6 protein-coding genes and 1 pseudogene are annotated in these 4,439 nt (G+C 67.9%); 1 reads left to right on the top strand and 6 read right to left on the bottom strand.

Annotated elements, in window-relative coordinates:
- On the top strand, nucleotides 1-370 hold a 370-nt coding region (locus RT567_RS13990), incomplete at its 5' end, for a hypothetical protein (protein ID WP_313576889.1).
- On the opposite strand, the gene arfB is transcribed toward RT567_RS13990, so the two are convergent.
- The 6 genes and pseudogenes from arfB to RT567_RS13960 all read right to left on the bottom strand — a co-directional run.
- A complete protein-coding gene (gene arfB / locus RT567_RS13985; RefSeq protein WP_313576888.1) occupies nucleotides 371-772 on the bottom strand; it encodes an alternative ribosome rescue aminoacyl-tRNA hydrolase ArfB in 402 nt (133 codons plus the stop codon).
- The gene (locus RT567_RS13980) at nucleotides 769-1,239 is read right to left on the bottom strand and encodes a YaiI/YqxD family protein (RefSeq protein WP_313576887.1); all 471 of its coding nucleotides are present in this window, start codon (nucleotides 1,237-1,239) and stop codon (nucleotides 769-771) included. Before RT567_RS13980 ends, arfB begins: the two co-directional genes overlap by 4 nt.
- Before the next feature lie 63 nt (nucleotides 1,240-1,302).
- Nucleotides 1,303-3,243 carry a threonine--tRNA ligase gene (gene thrS, locus RT567_RS13975; RefSeq protein WP_313576886.1) on the bottom strand — a complete coding sequence of 647 codons (1,941 nt, stop codon included), beginning with the start codon at nucleotides 3,241-3,243 and terminating at the stop codon, nucleotides 1,303-1,305.
- A complete protein-coding gene (gene yidD, locus RT567_RS13970) occupies nucleotides 3,240-3,488 on the bottom strand; it encodes a membrane protein insertion efficiency factor YidD (RefSeq protein WP_087140330.1) in 249 nt (82 codons plus the stop codon). Before yidD ends, thrS begins: the two co-directional genes overlap by 4 nt.
- An 80-nt stretch (nucleotides 3,489-3,568) precedes the next feature.
- The gene (locus RT567_RS13965) at nucleotides 3,569-4,039 is read right to left on the bottom strand and encodes an iron-sulfur cluster assembly scaffold protein (RefSeq protein ID WP_313576885.1); all 471 of its coding nucleotides are present in this window, start codon (nucleotides 4,037-4,039) and stop codon (nucleotides 3,569-3,571) included.
- 210 nt (nucleotides 4,040-4,249) lie between these two features.
- Nucleotides 4,250-4,439: pseudogene (locus RT567_RS13960) on the bottom strand (hypothetical protein); the annotation flags it as partial.

Here is a 4,439-nt window from a genome sequence, read left to right as displayed (position 1 = left end):
CTTCGAGGACGATGCGCCCGCCGCTTCGGCCCCGCCCGCATCGCCGCCGGTCGCCGGTCCCGCCGCCCAGGCGCCGGATATCGCCCGCTCGGAAGAGGCCCTGCGCCGAGTCATCGCCGCCTTCCAGACCAATCAGATCGACTATGCGGTGTTCAGCACCGACATGGCCGAGCAGATCCGCGCCCAGTCCGGCGCGGTGGCGCCCCTGATCCAGCAGTTCGGCGCGCTGAAAACGGTCGAGCATCGCGGCCAGCAGAGCGGGGCCGACATGTTCCGCGTGGTGTTCGAGAAGCAGGCCACCGACTGGGTCATCGCCTTCGACGACCAGGACCAGATCGCGGCCCTGCTGTTCCGCCCGGCCCAGGACTGATCAGTCCAGCGACGGCTTTCCGCGCCCGCTCTTGATCGAAGAGCGGCTGGACTTGGCCTGTAGCCGACGCTCCTTCGATGCGCGCGTCGGCCGGGTCGGCACGCGATAGACCGGCTTGATCGAGGCCTCGGCGACCATGGCCTCCAGCCGTTCGACGGCGTCCGCCTTGTTGCGCTCCTGGGTGCGGAAGCGAACGGCGCTGATGACGATCACCCCGTCCAGCGTCAGGCGGCTGCCCGCCAGCTTCATCAGCCGCGCCTTCACCGGCTCGGTCAGGCTGGGCGAGTTCTTGACGTCGAACCGCATCTGCACGGCGGTTGAGACCTTGTTGACGTTCTGCCCGCCCGGTCCGCCGGCGCGGAAGAAGCGGAACTCAAGCTCGCCCTCGAGAATGCGGCTCATGACGCCTCGCTTGACGCCTCTCTGCGCGCTCGCACGACGGCGGCGTCCAGCGCCTGCAGGAAGCGCGAGCGGTCGGCGGCGGAAAAGGGCGCCGGCCCGCTGGTCGGCACGCCCATGGAGCGCAAATGCTCGCCGATCATCCGCCCGGCCAAAGCTGATCCGATGGAGTCCGCTGTGAACGGCTGGCCGTTCGACTTCAGCGCCTGTGCGCCCGATTTCAGCACCCGGTCGGCCAGCGGAATGTCGGCGGTGATGACGATGTCGCCGCGCTGGGCGCGCTCGGCGATCCAGTCGTCGGCCACGTCCGGACCGGCGTCGACGACGACCTGTTCGATCAGCGGCTCGCGCGGCGTGTTAATCCAGGCGTTGGACACCACGAAGACCTTCAGGCCGCAGCGGCGCGCCACGCGATAGACCTCCTCCTTCACGGGGCAGGCGTCGGCGTCGATGTAGAGGGTGGTGGCCATGACAGGCTTATGGCCCGAGACGGGCGAGGGGAGAAGGCGCGAGGCCTTCTCCCGGCTGTCATATCAGGCCACGCCGTCGCGGATGCGCTTCAGATCCGGCGCCAGGGCCTCGTCCGTCAGCATGGCGATGGCCTCATCCACCGTGACGATGGTCTGGGCCTGGGAGCCGAAGCGGCGGATGGCGACCTTGCCTTCCTCGGCCTCCTTGCGGCCGACCACGGCGATGGCGGGCACCTTGGCGACCGAGTGCTCGCGGATCTTGTAGTTGATCTTCTCATTGCGCAGGTCGATCTCGGTGCGCAGACCCGCCGCTCGGAACTTGGCCAGAACTTCCTCGGCGTAACCGTCGGCGTCCGAAGTGATGGTCGCCACCACGGCCTGGGTCGGCGCCAGCCACAGCGGGAAGGCCCCGGCGTAGTTCTCGATCATGATGCCGATGAAGCGCTCGAAGCTGCCCAGGATCGCGCGGTGCAGCATGACCGGACGGTGTTTCTGACCGTCCTCGGCGATGTAGGTCGCATCCAGACGTTCCGGCAGGACATAGTCCAGCTGGATCGTGCCGCAGGTCCATTCGCGGCCGATGGCGTCCTTGACGATGAAGTCCAGCTTGGGCGCGTAGAAGGCGCCGTCGCCCTCGGTGACGACCGGCTCGGTTCCGGCGGCGCGGGCGGCTTCCAGCATCTGGGCCTCGGCCTTGTCCCAGAACTCCTCGGTGCCGGCGCGCAGTTCGGGGCGGGTGCCCAGGCTGATGTATTTGGTCTCCATGCCCAGGTCGGCGTGGACTGAATAGGCCAGCTTGATGAACTCGGCCGTCTCCTCGACGATCTGGTCCTCGCGGCAGAAGATGTGGGCGTCGTCCTGGGTGAAGCCGCGCACCCGCATCAGGCCGTGCAGCGAACCCGACGGCTCATAGCGGTGGCAGGCGCCGAACTCGGCCATGCGCAGCGGCAGTTCGCGATAGGACCGCTGACCCTGATCGAAGATCTGCACGTGGCCGGGGCAGTTCATCGGCTTGAGGCTGAGCGTCTCGCCCTCGACCGTCTCGCAGACGAACATATTGGCGCGGTACTTGTCCCAGTGGCCCGAGGCCTCCCAGAATTTGCGGTCCAGCACCTGGGGCGTCTTGACCTCGACGTATCCGGCGGCGTCCAGACGGCGGCGCATATAGGCCTCCAGCACGCGCCATAGCACCCAGCCCTTGGGGTGCCAGAAGACCATGCCGCGGCCCTCTTCCTGCATGTGGAAGAGCTCCATGGCGCGGCCCAGCTTGCGGTGGTCGCGCTTCTCGGCCTCCTCGATCCGCAGCAGATAGGCGTCCAGGTCTTCCTTGCTCGCCCAGGCCGTGCCGTAGATACGCTGAAGCTGGGCGCGGTTGGAATCGCCGCGCCAATAGGCGCCCGCCAGCTTGGTCAGCTTGAAGGCCTTGCCCACGAATTTGGTCGTCGGGAAGTGCGGCCCCCGGCACAGGTCGGCCCACTCGCCCTGCTTGTAGACGGTGATCGTTTCCGTGCCCGGCAGGTCGCGGATCAGTTCGGCCTTATAGGTTTCGCCGAGCGTCTCGAAGTGGGCGATGGCCTCGTCGCGGTTCCAGACCTGACGCTCCAGCGGGGCGCCCCGGTCGATGATCTCGGCCATCTTCTTCTCGATCTTCGGGAAGTCGTCGGTCGAGAAGGGCTCGTCGCGGGCGAAGTCGTAATAGAAGCCGTCCTCGATGGCTGGGCCGATCGTGACCTGGGTGCCGGGGAACAGCTCCTGCACTGCCTGCGCCAGCACGTGGGCGGCGTCGTGGCGGATGGTCTCCAGCGCCTCGGGATCGTCGCGCATCAGCAGGCGGAAGTCGCCGTTCCCGTCGATGACGCGGTCCAGGTCGCGCTGCTCGCCGTTCCAGACGACCAGGGCCGCCTTCTTGGCCAGCGAGGGCGAGATGGCGGCGGCCACGTCGCGGCCCGTCGAGCCGGCCGGATACTGACGCACGGCGCCGTCGGGGAATTTCAGTTCGATCATGACGGTCGTTCTTTTTCAGACTTGGCGGGCGGAACAGGATCATAGCCCGAACCGCCGAAGGGATGGCATTTACAGAGGCGCCGCACGGTGAGCCATCCCCCCCGCACCGGACCGTGCCGGATCAGGGCGTCGCGCCCGTAATCCGAACAGGTCGGCATGAACCGGCACTGCTGGCCGATCAGGGGGGACAGCGTCAGCTTATAGCCCCGATGGGCCGCGCGGACGCTGCGTTCGTAGAGAGACATCTGTCCCTTCGCCGGGGGCTCTGTTTCGGGTTCGTCGCGCTTATCCCTCTTCACGGCAGGGGGATCAACCGACGCGCCGTTCAGGCCGCGCCGGCGAGGCGAGTTCGCGTATCGCTGTGGTGTTTGGCCAACGCCTGCTTCACGGCGTCCAGCGTCGCCTCCAGCGCCACCATGGTCGAGGCGTGGCGAGCCGGATAGTCGGCGACCTGCTTCAGAACGCGCAGACCCTCGAAACGGCCCTCGGGGCCGTCGCCGCCGGATTTCAGCATGGCCGACATGGCGTCGCGCGCGGCCTCGATCTCATGAGCCGATGCGCCGAGGATGTTCTCTCCGACTACGCCCGCCGCCGCCTGACCCAGGGCGCAGGCCTTGACCGTCTGGGCGAAGTCGCTGACGCGGCCGTCCGCGTCCAACGTCACGTCGACGATGGCCTTGGACCCGCACAGCTTGGCGACCCGCTCGGCCGAGCCTTCGGGCGCAGGCAGGCGCCCGCTGTGCGGCAGGTTGGCCGCCAGCGACAGAATGCGCGCGCTGTAGAGATCGTCGATCACGGGATGAAGATAGGCGTTCGCGGGCGGAAGGTGAAGAGAGGCTAGGCCTCTTCCTCGGTCGCGTGGGCCTTGCTCCATCCCGCCGTCATCCTCGGGCTTGACCCGAGGATCGAGCGTGGCGGCGCGCGTGACCTGTCCAACGAGGCGTGGGCGGATGGTCCGATCCTCGGGTCAAGCCCGAGGATGACAGCAGTATTTGAGCGGTTGAACCTATCCGCCCTGCAACGACGACCACGTCCGCGCCGTCGGCGACGCCTCAGTAAGCGCGGGGGCGACGGCAGGAGAGGGCGGCTGCCCCGGCTGCATCCGTTCGGCCAGCCAGCGCAGGTTCTGGTCCGCCGCTTCCGGCGGCAGGTCGCGGCGCAGGATGGCTTCGGCCTCGGCGGTCTTGCCCTGCAGG

Source organism: Brevundimonas sp. (assembly GCF_032107865.1).
Classification (GTDB): Bacteria; Pseudomonadota; Alphaproteobacteria; order Caulobacterales; family Caulobacteraceae; genus Brevundimonas.
The sequence above is the reverse complement of the archived record's forward strand: the minus strand, read 5'-3'. Positions and strand labels throughout refer to the sequence as shown.